This window comes from Streptomyces malaysiensis subsp. malaysiensis (assembly GCF_040653035.1).
GTDB lineage: Bacteria > Actinomycetota > Actinomycetes > Streptomycetales > Streptomycetaceae > Streptomyces > Streptomyces malaysiensis.
Genome location: NZ_JBEZNG010000010.1, coordinates 138,359 through 153,611, shown reverse-complemented (window position 1 = coordinate 153,611; position 15,253 = coordinate 138,359). Strand labels below are relative to the sequence as shown.

At 72.0% G+C, this 15,253-nt stretch carries 14 protein-coding genes; 8 read left to right on the top strand and 6 right to left on the bottom strand.

Features of this window, described 5'->3' with window-relative positions; genetic code table 11:
- Positions 1 to 96: 96 nt before the first annotated feature.
- Both AB0E24_RS21850 and AB0E24_RS21845 read left to right on the top strand, forming a co-directional pair.
- Entirely contained in the window at positions 97 to 603 is a 507-nt protein-coding gene (locus tag AB0E24_RS21850; protein ID WP_079256204.1) for a cupin domain-containing protein, read from the top strand.
- A gap of 112 nt (positions 604 to 715) precedes the next feature.
- Positions 716 to 940 (top strand): hypothetical protein, encoded by a 225-nt coding sequence (locus AB0E24_RS21845; protein WP_069872325.1) that lies wholly within the window; start codon positions 716 to 718, stop codon positions 938 to 940.
- A gap of 61 nt (positions 941 to 1,001) precedes the next feature.
- Here AB0E24_RS21845 and AB0E24_RS21840 read toward each other — a convergent pair whose 3' ends face one another.
- Entirely contained in the window at positions 1,002 to 1,598 is a 597-nt protein-coding gene (locus AB0E24_RS21840) for a helix-turn-helix domain-containing protein (protein ID WP_069872327.1), read from the bottom strand.
- Positions 1,599 to 1,686: 88 nt separating this feature from the next.
- Between AB0E24_RS21840 and AB0E24_RS21835 the strand changes: the two genes are divergently transcribed.
- A complete protein-coding gene (locus AB0E24_RS21835) occupies positions 1,687 to 2,334 on the top strand; it encodes a class I SAM-dependent methyltransferase (protein WP_069872330.1) in 648 nt (215 codons plus the stop codon).
- Here the strand turns inward: AB0E24_RS21835 and AB0E24_RS21830 are convergent.
- From AB0E24_RS21830 to AB0E24_RS21820, 3 genes are all read right to left on the bottom strand, one after another.
- A complete protein-coding gene (locus tag AB0E24_RS21830) occupies positions 2,315 to 3,454 on the bottom strand; it encodes an acyltransferase family protein (RefSeq protein WP_093706438.1) in 1,140 nt (379 codons plus the stop codon). The two genes, AB0E24_RS21835 and AB0E24_RS21830, sit on opposite strands and share 20 nt — an antisense overlap.
- Before the next feature lie 170 nt (positions 3,455 to 3,624).
- Positions 3,625 to 4,326, bottom strand: coding sequence for a DAK2 domain-containing protein (locus tag AB0E24_RS21825; RefSeq protein ID WP_069872332.1), 702 nt, complete (start codon positions 4,324 to 4,326; stop codon positions 3,625 to 3,627).
- Between the two features lie 32 nt (positions 4,327 to 4,358).
- Positions 4,359 to 5,357, bottom strand: coding sequence for a dihydroxyacetone kinase subunit DhaK (locus AB0E24_RS21820; protein WP_079256201.1), 999 nt, complete (start codon positions 5,355 to 5,357; stop codon positions 4,359 to 4,361).
- Positions 5,358 to 5,646: 289 nt separating this feature from the next.
- Here AB0E24_RS21820 and AB0E24_RS21815 point away from each other — a divergent pair, with 289 nt between their 5' ends.
- The 3 genes from AB0E24_RS21815 to AB0E24_RS21805 all read left to right on the top strand — a co-directional run bounded on the left by AB0E24_RS21815 (position 5,647) and on the right by AB0E24_RS21805 (position 9,219).
- Positions 5,647 to 6,654, top strand: a complete 1,008-nt coding sequence (locus tag AB0E24_RS21815) for a 1-aminocyclopropane-1-carboxylate deaminase (RefSeq protein ID WP_347233691.1) — start codon at positions 5,647 to 5,649, stop codon at positions 6,652 to 6,654.
- Positions 6,655 to 6,853: 199 nt separating this feature from the next.
- A complete protein-coding gene (locus tag AB0E24_RS21810) occupies positions 6,854 to 7,651 on the top strand; it encodes an SDR family oxidoreductase (RefSeq protein ID WP_069862212.1) in 798 nt (265 codons plus the stop codon).
- A 395-nt stretch (positions 7,652 to 8,046) separates the two neighbouring features.
- Positions 8,047 to 9,219 (top strand): sialidase family protein, encoded by a 1,173-nt coding sequence (locus AB0E24_RS21805; RefSeq protein WP_079256199.1) that lies wholly within the window; start codon positions 8,047 to 8,049, stop codon positions 9,217 to 9,219.
- Between the two features lie 31 nt (positions 9,220 to 9,250).
- Here AB0E24_RS21805 and AB0E24_RS21800 read toward each other — a convergent pair whose 3' ends face one another.
- Entirely contained in the window at positions 9,251 to 9,877 is a 627-nt protein-coding gene (locus tag AB0E24_RS21800; protein WP_359379124.1) for a TetR/AcrR family transcriptional regulator, read from the bottom strand.
- A gap of 71 nt (positions 9,878 to 9,948) precedes the next feature.
- On the opposite strand from AB0E24_RS21800, the gene AB0E24_RS21795 reads away from it, so the two are divergent.
- Together AB0E24_RS21795 and AB0E24_RS21790 are read left to right on the top strand one after the other, a co-directional pair.
- On the top strand, positions 9,949 to 11,511 hold the full coding sequence (locus tag AB0E24_RS21795) for a nitrilase-related carbon-nitrogen hydrolase (RefSeq protein ID WP_359379121.1): 1,563 nt from the start codon (positions 9,949 to 9,951) through the stop codon (positions 11,509 to 11,511).
- Positions 11,512 to 11,833: 322 nt separating this feature from the next.
- A complete protein-coding gene (locus AB0E24_RS21790; RefSeq protein WP_231981600.1) occupies positions 11,834 to 13,852 on the top strand; it encodes a spermine/spermidine synthase domain-containing protein in 2,019 nt (672 codons plus the stop codon).
- Positions 13,853 to 13,934: 82 nt separating this feature from the next.
- Here the strand turns inward: AB0E24_RS21790 and AB0E24_RS21785 are convergent, their stop codons facing one another.
- The gene (locus AB0E24_RS21785) at positions 13,935 to 14,981 is read right to left on the bottom strand and encodes a hypothetical protein (RefSeq protein ID WP_359379118.1); all 1,047 of its coding nucleotides are present in this window, start codon (positions 14,979 to 14,981) and stop codon (positions 13,935 to 13,937) included.
- Positions 14,982 to 15,253 lie beyond the last annotated feature (272 nt).

Here is a 15,253-nt window from a genome sequence, read left to right as displayed (position 1 = left end):
ACCGCCATTATGCAGCGTGGATTTCGTGGTGTTGTGCCTGGTGAGCGAAAGGACATCTGTTGACATCCATTACCCGGGCTTTCTACGGTCGGTGTCATGACGACGCCCGGCGGCGACCCCGCGCAGCAGCACGACGCGTTCCATCCGCATCTGAAGGCCACCGCCCCCGACGGTCCGTTGCGGGCGCGGCTGCACCACATCCGCACCGAGGACGTCGACCCCGGCACCGCCCAGACCGAGGGCATGCGGCGGTTCGCCGCGATCAGCGGCCAGTCGGTGGGGTCCGAGCGGCTCTGGATGGGCCAGACCCATGTGGCGCCGGACACCGCCTCCGCCAACCACCACCACGGCGAGTCCGAGACGGCCATCTTCGTGGTGAAGGGCCACCCCGAGTTCGTCTTCGCCGAGGAGCGGGACGGACAGGTCGAGGAGATCCGGCTGCGCACCCGGCCGGGCGACTACATCTTCGTTCCGCCCTATGTGCCGCACCGGGAGGAGAACCCGGACCCCGACGACGAGGCGGTGGTGGTCATCGCCCGCAGCACCCAGGAGGCCATCGTGGTCAACCTGCCGGAGCTGTATGTGCTGGAGCGGGGGGAGTAGCCGGCCGCGCGAAGAGGACGGCCGTATCGAACCGGCGCCGAAACGCATTCGCCGGCCGCTCGCGGGTATTCGCCCCTGCTGTGCCCTCTCCACCGAGGAAAGGAGCGGCATCGTGAGCGAAGACCGGCGACAGGAGCGGGGCGGGATCCCCAGGGACCTGCCCGACCAGCAGGCGCAGGACGGGCCCGACCCCTTGGACGTGGCGGGCGTCGACCAGGAGCCGGACGGTGTGGACGACGTCCCCGAGACGGACGAGTCCGGCACGGGACGGCGGGGCGAGCCGCGGATCGGAAGTGTCCACCCCGAGCAGCCCGTCCCGGACGAGCCCTCGGGGTGAGCGCCCGGGGCGGAACGGGGGACGGGGACGCGCCCGCGCGGCGCGGTGGTGGCGCCGCGGGTCAGGTGCCGGCGGGGCGGGCGCGGACATGGATGCGCTCGCCCTGCGCCCCGAACAGGGAGAGGAACTCCACCGGCTGGTCCCCGGCGTTGGCGAAACCATGGGGGGTGCGGGTGTCGAATTCGGCGGCCTCACCGGCCGCGAGCACCAGATCGTGCTCGCCCAGCGCCAGGCGCAGCCGCCCGGAGAGCACATAGAGCCACTCATAGCCCTCGTGCACACGCTGCTCCAGCGGTCCGTCGCCGCTGCCCTGCGGCCGGGGCGGCATGATCTGCTTGTACGCGTGCAGTCCGCCCAGATAGCGGGTCAGCGGAATGAACGTCTGGCCGTACCGGGTGAACGGCTTGGCGTGGACACGGGGGTCCCCGGTGGCAGGCGCCCCCACCAGCTCGTCCAACTGCACCCCGTACGCCTTGGCCAGCGGCAGCAGCAGCTCCAGGGTCGGCTTGCGCTGCCCCGACTCCAGCCGCGACAGGGTGCTCAGCGAGATGCCGGTCGTCTCGCTGAGCTGGGCCAGGGTGGTGCCACGGGTGCGCCGCAGCACCCGCAGCCGAGGTCCTACGGCGGTCAGCACCTCGGAGAGGTCTTCATCAGCCATATCTTCATTTGCCACCCCGGCAAAGATGTTTGTCAAGTGGTCACGGCCGCGCACACTCTCGTGCCCTGACGAAGGGAGCGCGACCGATATGACCACCGACTCGCACGGCATCTCGCCCGACACCACGCCCGAGGAGTTCTGGGACAACTTCTACAGCGCCGGTGACCGCGTCTGGAGCGGCAGGCCCAACGCCGTTCTGGTGCGCGAGGTCACCGGGCTGACCCCCGGCCGCGCACTGGACGTGGGCTGCGGGGAGGGCGGCGACGCGATCTGGCTCGCCCGGCAGGGCTGGCGGGTCACCGCCGCCGACGTCTCACGGGTGGCCCTGGACCGCGGCGCCGAACACGCGGCGTCGGAGGGCGTCGGCGACCGCATCGACTGGCAGCGGCACGACCTGTCCGTGTCCTTCCCGGACGGCACCTACGACCTGGTCTCCACCCACTTCCTCCACTCCTGGCTCGAACTGCCCCGGGAGCGGATCCTGCGCACCGCGGCGGGCGCCGTCGCACCCGGCGGAGTGCTGCTGATCACCGGACACGCCGCGTTCCCGGCCTGGGCGCCGGACCCCGACCCGGAGTTCCACTTCCCCACGCCCGAGGAGGTGCTCGCCGGACTCGACCTCGCGGACGGGCAGTGGGACGTCCTCATCAGCGATGTCCACGAGGAGAAGGTCACCGACCCCGACGGTGAGCCGGCCACCCGCACCGACAACACCGTCAAGCTCCGCCGCCACTGACGGCGGAACCCCCGCCGCTCTCGGCGCCGGTCCGCCCTGAGGAACCGGTGCGCCGGAACGCCCAGTCCATGCGCGGTTCCACCAGCGAGCGCAGGACCCGTCGCACCGGTTCCGTGCACAACACGGTGATCATGAGCACCGCGGCCGCGGTGACCGCGAGCTCCCCGAGCGGTGTGTGCAGCCACGGATGGTCGTACCAGTCCCAGAAACGGGACGACTTGATGATGAAGCCGTGCAGCAGATAGCCGTACAGCGTCCCCGAACCGAGCGCGGTGAACCAGGTCCCGCGCCCCGGCACCCAGGCCAGGAAGCAGGCCGTCAGCACCAGCGCCAGGGCGAAGAGGACGGGCGTGGTGAACAGACCGGTCCAGGGCGGTACGCCGTCCAGCGCCGCGACGCTCTTGCGGTGGTAGAACCACTCCGCGTCCAGCCGGGGCGCCACCAGGTACGCCGTGCACAGGGCGAAGCCCGCGACCGGCAGGGCGATCAGCCGGGCGCGCCGGGTCCGCAGCCGGGTGAAGTGGTCCGGTCGCAGGGTGAGCCCCACCACGAAGAACGGGAGGAACGCCAGCACCCGCTGGAGGCCCAGATCCCCGCCGGCCTCCGGCGAGACCGAGGCCAGTGCCGCCACCGCCAGCGCCACCGGCACCGGATGGCGCAGCGCGAGCCACATCGGAGTGGTGATCCGCCAGATGAACAGCGCGGCCAGGAACCACATCACATACCAGGGGTCGAGCAGGCTGATGGGATAGCCCGGGTCGTCCTGTGCCCAGCGGTAGAAGAGCGTGTACGCCACCTCGAACACCACATACGGCACGACGACACCCGTGAGCAGGCGCTTCACCCGCCCCGGCGTCATGTCGAAGCTCCGCGAGAAGTAGCCCGATATGAGGGCGAACGCGGGCATGTGGAAGGCGTAGACCATCAGGTAGACCGCGGTGACCGCCCGGCTGCCGTAGGTGAGCGGCTCCCATGCGTGGCCACACGCCACCAGCACGATCGTGAGGTACTTCGCGTTGTCGAAGTACGGGTCGCGCGTCCGGCCCCCCGACGCGCCGCCGTCGCGCGGCCGTGGGACGGCCGGAGGTGTGGCCACACGGGTGGAAGTTCCCTGCTGCACAGATCCTCCTGGACACCTGTGATCGAGCCGACAGTCGAATCCTGGTCGCCTGCCCGGCTCGGCCCGTCCCATGCGGCCCAGGACTCGGATCCCCGTACGTACGGCCCGGCCGCGGCGTTCACCGGCGGGCGGCGCGTACGGGGATCCCCTCATGGCCCCGGCCTCCCTCCTCAGGACATGGGGAGCCGGTTCAGCGAGGTCAGCTCGGCGTGTGCGGAGGCGAAGAGCAGGGCGACGGCCAGGGCGCCCGGGTCCGGGACGCCACGGGCGTGGTCGCCGGTGTAGCTGGCACGCCCCCGGCGCGCGCGCAGATCGGTCGTGGAGCGGGCGCCCCGATGGGCCGCCACCGCGGCCACGTGGAGCGCGTGCGCGGGGTCGGCGGTGGGTTCACAGGAGGCCAGGGCCCGTGCGGCCGGCACGAGGGCGTCCACCATCGTCTTGTCGCCCACCTCGGCCTCGCCGACCCGCTGGATCGCGGCCGCCCCCGCGGCCGTGCCGAGGGCCAGCGCCGCGGTTCCGGGCGGGTCGGCGGCCATCCCCAGCGCGTCGGCGAGCTCTTGGAAGAGCAGTCCGAACAGGGGACCGCTGGTGCCGCCGACATCGTCGAGGAAGACCCGCGCGGCGGCGTCGAGCGGCGCGTCCGGGCCGCTGCCGTCCCGTCCGCCGTTTCCCGCGCCCGCCGCCAGGGCGTCCAGCGCCCGGCGGACACCGTCCATCCCGGTGACCAGATTGGCGCCGAAGTCCCCGTCGCCCGCCTTCTGGTCGAGCGCGGTGAGCTCGGGTTCCACGGACCGTACGGTGGCGGCGAACCGTGTCAGCCAGTCCATGACGGCGGTGTGGGTGAGGCCCTTCGGGCCGGGCTGGTCGGACATGGGCGGGGCAGCTCCTCGGGGCGGTGGCGGGGTCACAGGGGCCAGGCGGGGGTGCGGGCGGGGGCGTCCCACAGCCGCAGCGCCTCCGCGTCGGTGGCGAACAGGGTCAGCGAGAAGCCCCGCATGTCCAGGGCGCTCACGAAGGTGCCGGTCAGGGACCGGTCGAGGCCGACACCGCGGTCGTCGAGGGCCTTGGCCACGGCGTCGCGGATGCCGTACAGCTCCAGCGAGGTGATCGAGCCCAGCCCGTTGACCAGGGCGAGCACCCGTGTCCCGGCGGAGTCGGGCAGCGCGGCCAGCAACTGGTCCGTCATGGTCTCGACCAGCTTGCCGAGCGGTGCGTGCGGGGTGGTGCCCTCGGCCCGCTCGCCGTGGATGCCGACCCCGAACTCCAGGACGTTGTCGGGCAGGGTGAAGGCCGGCGCCCCGGAGGCGGGCGCGGTATGGGCGGCCGAGGCCACGGCGAGGCTGCGGGCCCGCCGGGTCACATCGGTGCCGAGGGCGACCAGGTCCTCCAGACCGCGCCCCTCGTCGGCGGCGGCGCCGAGGATCTTCTCGACGATCAGGGTGGCGCCGGTGCCGCGCCGGCCGACCGCGATGTCGTCCGAGTCGGTGGCGAGGTCGTCGTCGATGAGGACCCGGGCGCAGTGGATGCCCTCGTGGGCGAGGCGCTCGGCGGCGATGCCGAAGTTGATGCGGTCGCCGGTGTAGTTCTTGACGATGTGCAGCACCCCCTCGGCCCGGGCGACGGCCCGGCTGGCCTCGAAGATCTGCCGGTTGTGCGGTGAGGCGAAGATCCGCCCCGGGCAGGCGGCGTCCAGCATCCCCGTACCGAGGAAGCCGGAGTGCAGGGGTTCATGGCCGGACCCACCCCCCGAGACCAGCCCGACGCGGCGGGCGGGCGCGGTGTGGCGGGTGTGGAAGTATCCGTGGTCGGGGTTGTAGTCGACGAGATCGGCATGGGCGGCGGCGAAGCCCGCGAGCGCGTCGGGAACGAGAGACTCGGGTGAGTCGCGGAAGTACTGGGGCATGATCTCGGCTCCCTTGGCGAGTGGGGCGGACGGATGGGCTCGGCGGGCGAGCGCCGTCTCGGCGGTACGAGGGCTCAGGCACAGATAGTCGCCGCGACCCGGCGGCAGGGTGCTCAGGCTGGACAGCAGCGGGACCCCAACGGCCTATCGGCATACGCCGGTCGTGTGCAGCCGGGGCCGGGTCGGGGAGGGATCGGCTCGTGTGCCGACGGGGAGGGGCGGGGTAGGGATCGGCGGACATCCGGCACCACCCACGCGGACATCCGGCACCACCCACAAGGAGTCACCCATGTCCCTCGATGACTTCGAGCGCCACCCCCTGCTGTTCGGCCCCAGCCCGGTCCACCCGCTGGACCGGCTGAGCGAGCGCCTCGGCGGGGCGCGCATCTGGGCCAAGCGCGAGGACTGCAACAGCGGGCTGGCCTTCGGCGGCAACAAGACCCGCAAGCTGGAGTACCTCGTCCCCGACGCGCTCCGGAAGGGCGCGGACACCCTGGTGAGCATCGGCGGTGTGCAGTCCAACCACACCCGCCAGGTCGCCGCGGTGGCGGCGAAGCTGGGGCTGAAGGCCGTACTGGTGCAGGAGAGCTGGGTGGACTGGCCCGACTCCGTCAACGACAAGGTCGGCAACATCCTGCTCTCACGGATCATGGGCGCGGAGGTGAGGCTGGTCGACGCCGGGTTCGGCATCGGCTTCAAGGACAGCTGGGCGCGCGCCCTGGAGGACGTCCGCGCCGCGGGCGGTACGCCGTATCCGATCCCCGCCGGGGCCTCCGACCATCCGCTGGGCGGTCTGGGCTTCGCCAACTGGGCCCGCGAGGTCCAGGAACAGGAGCGCGAGCTGGGGGTCTTCTTCGACACCATCGTGGTGTGCAGCGTCACTGGCTCCACCCAGGCGGGCATGATCGCGGGCTTCGCGGGCCAGGACCGCCCCCGCCGCGTCCTGGGCATCGACGCCTCCGCCAAGCTCGCCGAGACCCGGGCCCAGGTGGAGAAGATCGCACGTGAGACCGCCGCGCTGATCGGCCTCGGCCGGGAGCTGCGCGATGAGGAGATCACCGTGCTGGAGGGCTGGGCCGGGGACCTCTACGGGGTGCCGGTCGAGTCCACCCTCGAGGCGATCCGGCTCACCGGAAGCCTCGAAGGGGTGATCCTCGACCCGGTCTACGAGGGCAAGTCCATGGCCGGGCTCATCGACCTCGTCCGCGACGGCGACATACCCGAGGACTCCAACGTGCTCTACGCCCACCTCGGCGGCCAGCCCGCGCTCAACGCCTACAGCGGCGCCTTCCGCTGACCCCGCCCGCGCCTTCCTGACACGCCCCCGCACCGGAAGCCCGAGCGCCCCTGGTCCGAAAGCCTGGTCCGAAAGGAGGAAGGAAAGGCGGGGACATGGGCGATGGGCCGCCGTCGCCGGGGTACCCGGGGCGCGGCCCGGGCCACGCGGCCCCGTGGCCGCCCCACCGCCGCGAGACCAGGGAGCCAGGGTGACGGACATGAACCCCGGGAACGACCGGCAGGCCGGAAACGCCGCGCCTTCCGATGGCCCGCTGTCGGGCTGCGTGGCGCTGGTGACCGGCGCGTCCAGCGGCATCGGAGCGGCCACCGCCATGGAGCTGGCCCGGCAGGGAGCCGATCTCGCGCTGGTGGCCCGCCGCACCGAACGGCTGGAGGAGCTGGCCGCCACCGTCCGGAAGGAGGGCCGTTCCTGTGCCGTCCTCACCGCCGATCTCCAGGACGCGGCGCGGGCCCGTCAGTGCGTCGAGGACGCCGTGCGGGAGTGCGGACACCTCGATGTGCTGGTGAACAACGCCGGCTCCCTGGCGACCGGCACCGTTGAGGAGGGCGACCCCGAGGGCTGGGAGCGGATGATCGACCTCAACGTCAGGACCGTACTGCACACCTCCCGGCAGGCGCTGCCGCATCTGCTGCGGACGGCGTCCGAGGGGCCGCGCGGGGTGGCGGACGTGGTGAACATCAGCTCGGTGGCCGGACGGCTGGCGCGGCCCGGCAACGCCGTCTACGCGGCCACCAAACACGCGGTGGGCGCCTTGAGCGAGTCCATGCGCCAGGAGGTGACCGCACGCGGTGTCCGGGTGGGCCTGGTCGAGCCGGGCATGACCGCCACGGAGCTGACGGCCGACAGCGCGTCCGCCTCCGTCGCACGCGGGATGCCACCGGAGTCCTGGCTGCGCCCCGAGGACATCGCGCGCGCCATCGCCTTCATGGTCACCCAGCCCTCGCGCACCGCCGTCAACGAGATCCTGGTACGCCCCACCGCCCAGGAACACTGACCCGCCCTGCCCCGCCCCGCCCCCGGCCGCGCTCGGCGGCGGCGTAACGCGGCGGAGGTGTCCGCCGGCCTCGGCCCGGCGCCCCGGCCAGCGCCCTGACCGCCGTCCTGACCGCCGTACCGGCCGCCCGGCCGGTGGCCGTGCCGGTCCCGGCCGTCGGCGCCACCGGTCCCTCTCCGCCCCGCGACCAGCCACGACGGCGCCGCGGACGATCGACGGCGGATCGGGGCACTTCCGGCGGAGCGCTTGTCCGGAGCCCGCTCGGCCAACCCTCGACAGGCCCCTCGCGGAAGCGTGCGCGAGGGATTTACAACGTTGGAAATTCTCTCTAGCGTTGCGCCTCGCATGGCCCGGGCCCCGCTTTTTCCTCCACCACTCCTCCTGAGGGAGCGTGCATGACCACGCCGTACCGAAGACACCTCCTGCCCGTCCTGCTGACCCTCCTGACCGTCCTGGGCTCGCTCCTGGCCGTCCAGGCACCCCCGGCCGCGGCCGCCTCCGGCACCCTGTTGCGCGACGGCACCGGCCTCTACCCCCGCGCCCTGCGGCTCGAGCACAACGGCGCCGCCAACGGCCGCATCCTCGCGTCCGTGGTCACGTTCCGCGGCTCGGACGGGCTCGGCGCCATCTACGAGAGCACCGACGACGGCGCCACCTTCCGGCAGGTGGGCGAGGTGGCCGACCCCGAGGCGTCCGGGGGACAGGGTGAATGCTGCGCCACCCTGTACGAACTGCCGCGGGCCGTCGGCGCCATGCCCGCCGGGACCCTGCTGTGGGCCGCCTCCATCGGCCAGGACGAGCCGGACCGCCGGATGGCCATCCGGGTCTTCCGCAGCAACGACCAGGGCCGCACCTGGTCCTATCTGTCCACCGTGGCCACCGCCTCCAACACCAAGGGGCTGTGGGAGCCGGAGTTCTCCGTCGACTCCAGCGGACGTCTGGTGGCCCACTACTCGGACGAGACCGACCCCGCCCACAGCCAGAAGCTGGTCGCCGCCCGCAGCGCCAACGGGCTCACCTGGAACGGCCACCACGCCACCGTGGCCAGCAATCTCGCCTCCGACCGGCCCGGCATGCCCATCGTGCGCAAACTGCCCGACGGTCAGTACTTCATGGCGTACGAGATCTGCGCTCCCCAGGGGCAGTACGCGTGCGTGGTCCACTACCGGACCTCGTGGGACGGCTGGAACTGGGGTGACCCGGCACACCTCGGCTACCGTCCCGAAACCGCCGACGGCATGTACTTCACCCACACCCCGAACCTCGCCTGGGCCCCCGAGGCCGGCAACCCCCGGGGCAAGCTGTTCCTCGTCGGCCAGGTCCTGAACAACGCCGATGGCAGCACCGCCGCAGGCAGCGGTGCCACCGTGTGGACCAACAGCAACGGCGGCACCGGAGCCTGGCGTTCGATCCCCGCGCCGGTGCGGGTGGACTCCAAGGTGGTCGACTGGTGTCCCAACTACAGTTCGGCGCTGCTGCCCTCGGCGGACGGCGGCCGGGTGCTGGAGATCGCCACGGACTACGTGGGCACCGTGTGCAAGCCGTTCTACGCCACCGGGGCGAGCTGACCCGGTGAACGTCCGCTGACCGAAGGGGGGTTCACCCCGCTCCGGATTCCCCGTCCGGCCGTTCGAGGCCGGTGCCCAGCATGGTGCGTACGACCGTTTCCACCAGGGCATCGGCCTCGGTGCGCGTCCGCGCGCCGAGCCGTTCGTCGAGCAGCAGTGTGCTGAGCCCGTGGACGAGCGACCAGATGCCGGTGAGCAGCGCCTCGCGCCGCTCCGGTGCCGCGACGGCCGCGATGCGGTCCGCCACGAAGGCCATCGCCGCGTCGGAGGCGGCGATGGCGTCGGGGTGGGTGCTGCACGACTGCCCGAACATCAGGCGGTACACCCCGGGGTGGTCGAGCGCGTAGTCGACCGCCGTGCACGCCATGGCCACGATTTCCGCGCCGGGATCGTCTCCGGGGGCGGCCTCGGCGAGGCGTTCGCCCAGCTCCGTGTAGCCCCGGGTGGCGAGGGCGGCGAGCAGCGTCTCCTTGTCGCGATAGTGGCGGTAGGGGGCGTTCGGGGACACCCCCGCATGCCGGGCGACCGCGCGCAGCGACAGCTCGCCCGGACCCTCGGTGTCGAGGAGTGCCAGGGCGGAGTCGAGCAGGGCCGCTCGCAGATCCCCGTGGTGATAGCCCGAGCCGGTTGATGTTGACAGTGCCCACACCTCCATCATTCAATGTGGGCATTGTACACATCGATGCGGGCCGTTCTGTGCGGACACGGCCCGCGCTACAGGAGTGCCCGATGTCAGAATCACTCGGACCGCTGGTGCCCGCCGGCGCTCGATACCCGTGGCTGTGCCTGTGGGGCGGCGCCGCGGCGTCCCTGCTGTCCGTCGGCGGCCGGTTCGACGTGCCCCTGGCCGCATGGGTGGCGCCGCTGCTCCTCATCCGCTTCCTGCGCCACACCCGCCCGCTCGTGGGCCTGCCGGCGGTGTTCGCCGTGACGGTGGTATCGGCCGCGGCGTGGATGGCCGAACTCGCCGTCCCCATCACCTGGCTCACTTTGCTGGGGGACGTGGCCTTCGGGATCGCCTACGGTCTGCCGTACGTCGTCGACCGGCTGCTCGCTCCGCGCACCGGCACCCTCGGCAGGGTGCTGCTGTTCCCCGCCGCGGCCATGTCCGTGGAATTCCTCCTCGGCACCTTCGGCCCGTTCGGCACCGCCTACGGCATGCGGGCCGCCTCCCAGCACTCGAGCACGGCGCTCCTCCAGATCACCGCGCTCGGCGGGCCGTATGTCATCGCGTTCCTCATCGGCGCGGCGGCGACGATCGGCAATCTGGTCCGGGACCGGGGCGCACACCGGACCGCGCTGCGCTGGGCCGCCCTCTACGCCGCGGCCGTCGCGCTGATCGTCGTCGGCGGACAGGTGCGCATGGTGTTCACCGGCACCGGAGGCGACACCGTCAAGGTCGCCGGCATCAATCCGAGCCAGGCGGCCATCGACGCGGAGACGGCGGTGCACGGCGCGTCCCGGCTCGACGTCACCGACCCGCGCCGCGTCGACCGGGCCGATGTGCGCCGGGCCGCGCAACCGCTCCTGGACGACCTCTTCCGCCAGACCGCCCGGGCGGCCGCGGCCGGCGCGCGGATCGTCGTCTGGTCGGAGAACGCCGCGCGGGTGGCCGACGAGGACCATGGCGCCTATCTGCGCCAGGCGTCGGAGGCGGCGGCCGCGCACAACATCTATCTCCTGGTGGCCGACCTGACGTATCTGCCGGACGCGCCCCACGGCAGGGACGAGACACATCTCTTCGGCCCCGACGGCACGAAGCTGTGGGACTACGAGAAGGCCCGGCCCATCCCCGGGCTGGAGATCTACACGCCCGGCGACGGGCGCGTACCGGTCGTCGACACTCCCTACGGACGGCTGGCCAACCTCATCTGCTACGACGCCGACTTCCCGGCGGACACCCACATCGACGCCGACATCGTCCTCGTCCCCGGCGGCGACTGGCCGGAGATGGGGCGCACCCACACCGCCATGGCCGGGCTGCGCGCGATCGAGAACGGCTACGCGCTGGTCCGCCAGGACTTCAACGGCCAGTCCGGGGCCTACGACGCCACCGGACGGCCGCTGTCCACGAAGGACACCACCACCGACTCGGGCATCTGGTACGCCGACGTTCCCACCCACGGCTCGCCCACCCCGTACTCCCGTACCGGCGACATCGTCGCCTGGGGCGTGCTCGCCGGGACCCTGGCCGCGGCGACGGCCATCGCCACACGCTCGCGGCGCCGACCCGCTCCGCCGTCTCCCGCCGCCTCCGCCGCGCGGGCGTCCGGCGTTGGCCCGGGCAGGTGACGGACACCGCGCGGGCCATGACCCGAACGCCGTACCGCGGTGGCGCGGGGAGCCGACCGGGGAGGTGTGCCACGGCATGACGGCGCCACTGCGCACGGCCGTCGCACCGCACCCCATGCCACGCGGCTGACCTGCGCCGACGGCCCCGGCGGAGGCGGGGTGGCGAGGCGTCACGCGGCCGGAAGGCGAGCGGCCGGGAGCGTTTCCCGATGCGCCGGACGCCCGCCATCCGGCCGACGCGCACGGGCCGTGTGGGTGCTCGACCTGCTCCGCCCCGGATGACAGCGTGGCCGGCATGGAGCACAGCCCAGGACCGCAAAACGTGCGCGCGAGGCTGCTGCTGGCCAGCGCCACCATGCTCTTCGTCGAGCTCGCGCTGATCCGGTGGACCGGCGCCAATATCGTCCATCTGAGTTATTTCTCGAACTTCATCCTCTTGGGCTCGTTCCTCGGGATCGGCCTGGGATTCCTGCTGCCCGCGGGCCGTGGGCAGTGGCTCACCCGCTGGACACCCGTCCCGCTCGCCGTTCTCGTGGTGCTGGTACGGGAGTTCCCCGTGCAGGTGCGGCAGACCAGCGGCGAGGTCATCTACTTCACCGCCGTGAAGACCACCGGTCTGCCCCAGTGGGTGACCCTGCCGGTGCTCTTCGGACTGACCGCGCTCATCATGATGGCCATCGGAAAGATGACGGCCGATCAGTTCCGTAAGCTGCCCTCCCTGGAGGCGTACCGCTTCGACCTGCTGGGGTCGCTCACCGGTTCGGTGTCCTTCGCGCTGCTCTCCTGGCTGCGCGCACCGTCGGTGGTGTGGGGTGTGATCGCCGCGGTGGCGCTGCTGACCCTCGGCGGCCGCCGCAACACCATCAGATACACGGTTCCGCTGGCGTTGATGGTGGCCATCCTGGCCCTGGAGACGGCGGCCAGCGGCATCTCCTGGTCCCCCTACTACAAGATCGAGGTCACCAAGCCGACCTCGGGCAGCCGGGACTACAAGATCTCCGCCAACGGTGTACCGCACCAGTCCATCGCCCCGCTGAAGGTGCTCAGACGCCCCGACTCCCCGTACGAGCAGCCCTACCGCGAGACACCGAAGAACTCCCACCGCCGGGTGCTGGTCATCGGGGCGGGCAACGGCAACGACGTGGCGATGGCGCTCGCCCACGGCGCCCAGCGGGTGGACGCGGTGGAGATCGACCCCCGGCTACAGGAGATCGGCGCGTCACTGCATCCGGCCCGGCCCTATGACAACCCCCGGGTGCATGTGCACATCAACGACGGCCGGGCCTTCCTCGAGCGCACCAAGACCCGCTACGACCTGGTCGTCCTCGCCCTGCCGGACTCCCTGACCCTGGTGTCGGGCGCCAGCAACCTACGCCTGGAGAGCTATCTGTTCACCCGGCAGGCGTTCGAGGCGGCGCACCGCCACCTCGCCCCCGGCGGCGCGTTCGCCATGTACAACTACTACCGCCAGAACTGGCTCATCGACCGGTTCGGCTCCTCGCTCACCTCCGTCTTCGGACACGCCCCCTGCATCACCCACTACGGAGGCAAGAAGGCGGCCATCCTGGTGGCCGGTGTCACCTCGAGCGACCAGTCCTGCACCGCCTCCGTATGGCGTCCCTCGGGCCCGGTGCCCTCGGCCGCCGGTGACGACCACCCCTTCCCCTATCTGCTGCACCGCACCATCCCCACCCTCTACATCGGGGTGCTGGGCGCGATCCTGCTGGTGACGCTGGTGTCGGTACGGCTGACCGGGGTCCGGCTGAGGGGTACCGCCCGCTATGTGGACATGTTCCTGCTCGGCGCGGCGTTCATGCTGCTGGAGACCAAGAACGTGATCGGGTTCGCCCTCTACTTCGGCACCACCTGGCTGGTCAACGCCATGGTCTTCGCGGGTGTGCTGCTCGCCGTGCTGTGCGCGGTGGAGGTCCGGCGCAGATTGCGCCGGGTCAACCAGCTGGTGCTACAGCTGATGCTCTTCTCCAGCCTCGCGATCGCCTGGCTGATCCCGTCCCATCTGGTGCTGGGGCTGCCCTTCGCCCCCCGGCTGGCCGCCGCGATCGCGCTGGCCTTCGCCCCCATCTTCTGCGCCAACCTCATCTTCTCCGACCGGCTGGCGGCGGCCTCCGACCCCACCTCGGCGTTCGGCGCCAATCTGCTGGGCTCCCTGTTCGGCGGCACCCTGGAGTATCTGGCCCTGCTCACCGGCTATCAGGCACTGCTGCTGGTCGTGGCGGTGCTGTACGCGGGTGCCTGTGTGGCCATGCGTTTCACCCGCCGCGGCCCCGGCGACGTCGCCACCCACGAACCACTCACCGTGCAGACGGCGCCACGCCCCTGAACACCCTCCCCATCGCAGCCTCAGCCGCCCCCGGCCGCCTTCCGGCCGGGGGCGGCCGCGTCCGTGGCGCGGGCCGCCGCGGTCACTCGAACATGACGTAATCGGGGCGTGGCCGCAGGGCCAGCACCTCCTCCGGGGTCATCAGCCGGCTCCCCTCGGCGTCCTCCTCGTAGAAGAGTTTGAAGCCGGTGTGCACACCCTCGGGCTGGTTCTTGACCAGCTGCCGCCAGGTGTCGCGCTTCATCCCCGGTGAACCGATGCCGTCCGCGCTCTTGATGAACACCACACCCGGCTGCGGGCGCAGCGCGGACTGGTCCTGGACGACGGACACGGCCACCTGGTGGAAGACGAGCGGCTTCTGCGGCAGATCGTGTTCGGCGACGATCCCGGAGAGATAGCGGGCCACATCGGTGAGCTCCTTGCCGCTGGTCCGGCCGTAGGTGTTCCCCGGCACCTCGCCCGGACCCATCTCCCACTCCGGGTCCAGCGCTATGCCGACATCCGGGTGGACCAGCCATTCGCGCAACGCCTTGACCTCGCCGAGCACCGATGCCCGGCCCGGCTGGATGTTCAGCAGCAGCAGGGCACGATGGCGCTTGGCCGCGTCGTGGAAGCGGCGGATGGTGTCGGGGGAGGTGCGCGAGCGATAGCTGCCGTCGGGGCCCGCGGAGCTGTTGGCGACGGTCGCGAGGAGTTCGAGCACCGGCTGTGGTTCGCGGTCCGCGGCGTAGGCGCGGGCGGTCTTCTCGATCTGGCGCACACGGTCGTCGAGATCCCCGATGCCGAGCCGGCCGAGCGCATCGGCCCCGGGCAGTCCGCAGTAGCCCACCAGGCGGTAGCGGGACAGCTCCCGGCCGCCCCGGGGCAGCTCCGGCGGCGGTTTCGGAGTGGGGGAGGGGGAGGGCTTGGACGGGGTGGCGGACGGGGAGGGCTTCGCACTTCTGGGGCCTTGCGAGCCCGCCCCGGAGGCGGAGTCGGCCGACTCCTCGCCGCAGCCCGTGAGCAGGCCGAGCCCGGCCGCCGCGGCCACCGAGAGCATGCCACGGCGGCTGGGCGGTGGTGTCCCCGACCCCTCGCCGCCGTCGCCGTCCCCCGGGGCGTCCTGTCCGGCCGAAGCCGTGTCGGTCATGGGCGTTCCAGATGTGCTGTGAGCCACGTTCCCTCCGTCCGCGGTGCCCGGTCGGCGGACCGGACACCGGTCTGTTGTGCGGGCCGATGGGTTGTCCGTGCCAGGCAGCCTGTCCGGTATGACGAAGGCGAAACGGAATAGTGTCCACCGGGCGGAGGGCATGCGTCGCTTTCGGCCCGGGCAGACGGACAGTGGTGAGGTACAGGACGTTCGAACGAGGTCGGCGAGGCCGTCGACCGGCCCCAACACGCCCTGGAACAAGCCCCGTTGGC